Raw genomic sequence first — 1,288 nt, 5'->3', positions numbered from 1 at the left:
TTTCTGATGACGACAGCGCTCCGGTTATTATTGCTGATATCTGTATCCAGTTTGAAGATGAAGAGTGATTTATGAAATACATCCTGGCCTGTCTCATCCTTTTGCTTTTTGCCTGCCAGTCCCCGGAAAATATCGCTTTCGACCAGGGCATGCAGGCCTCCAGGAGTGGTGAATACGAAACCGCCCTTGAGAAATGGCATCCTCTGGCCCAGCAAGGACACGCTGAAGCCCAGTTCAACATGGGCGTTTTGTACGAAAATGGACTGGGAGTACAAAAAGACCATGCCCAGGCGGCGGATTGGTACAAAAAAGCTGCAGAGCAGGGGCTGAAAGAAGCTCAAAACAATCTTGGAAAGAACTACGCTCAAGGTACAGGTGTAGAGCAGGATTACATACGTGCATACAAGTGGCTGAGCCTGGCCGCCGAACAGGGGCTCAAGGAAGCTGCCGGCAATCTGGACCGCATCAGCCGGCATATGAGCCCCGAGCAGGTAGACCAGGCCCGCCGGCTTATCAATCATTAGCAGATAAATAGGTAGCATTCCGGCATGGGCTTCTTGAACATCGGAAGAAAGGACGAATACGGCAAACAGCGCCGGATTGAGCACCGGGGCAAATACCTGCGGGCCAGCCGCACTGGAGGAGTTGCCCTGCGTGCCCAGGCAAAGGCCATGGGTGCTAACCTCACAGCTAATACCAACCGAGGCTTCAGGGTCAGCACCACTCCCCTGAAGAACACGCAGGTAGCCTTGCAGAGCGGTCGATTTGTGCTCCGTGGCCGTTACAGCCACGGCCCTTTCCAGTTCAACCTGTCCAAAACCGGAGTTACCGCCTCTACTCGCAACAGGCTGGGGACATTTAACTGGATAAAACCCCAGCGCTCATCGGCAAAACTGTTTGGTGTGCAGTTTCGCGGCCGCAAGGCTTTAAACCTGCAAGTGCTGTACATGCTTTTTGCTGCAGTTGCCGCCGTATGCGCATTACTTTTCAGACTCTTCGTCCGGCTATTGGAAGTTCTCGTATTGCTGCCTGGGATTATTTACCGGGCAACTTTGGCCTCTCCATACGCCTCAAGCATGCTCATGCGCAGATACCGCAACTGGCGGCTCTCCAGAACGATTGCCCGCCTTGAAAGGTCTACAGGCAGGGAAATGGACTCCTGGCACGTTGAAAAGCTTGCAGCCGGGGCGGTTTTGATTCTGGCCGCCTGGGGCCGTGGGAACAAAACGACAGAGATGACTTCGGTTCTTGAGCAGGCCATAGCTGAGCACACACGGGAAGGACCCTT

2 protein-coding genes are annotated in these 1,288 nt (G+C 54.0%); both read left to right on the top strand.

Annotated features, from left to right (window positions below; all coding sequences use genetic code 11):
* Positions 1-71 precede the first annotated feature (71 nt).
* The gene (locus D5S03_RS03470) at positions 72-524 is read left to right on the top strand and encodes a tetratricopeptide repeat protein (RefSeq protein WP_287042685.1); all 453 of its coding nucleotides are present in this window, start codon (positions 72-74) and stop codon (positions 522-524) included.
* A gap of 24 nt (positions 525-548) precedes the next feature.
* Positions 549-1,288: hypothetical protein (locus D5S03_RS03465; protein WP_287042684.1), on the top strand; the 740-nt coding region annotated here is incomplete at its 3' end.

Origin of the sequence: Desulfonatronospira sp. MSAO_Bac3, from assembly GCF_003838035.1 — a bacterium.
GTDB lineage: Bacteria > Desulfobacterota > Desulfovibrionia > Desulfovibrionales > Desulfonatronovibrionaceae > Desulfonatronospira > Desulfonatronospira thiodismutans.
The sequence above is the reverse complement of the archived record's forward strand: the minus strand, read 5'-3'. Positions and strand labels throughout refer to the sequence as shown.

Excerpts from the sequence above, each read along its gene's own strand:
- D5S03_RS03470 (WP_287042685.1), top strand. The coding sequence starts at position 72 with ATGAAATACATCCTGGCCTGTCTCATCCTTTTGCTTTTTGCCTGCCAG.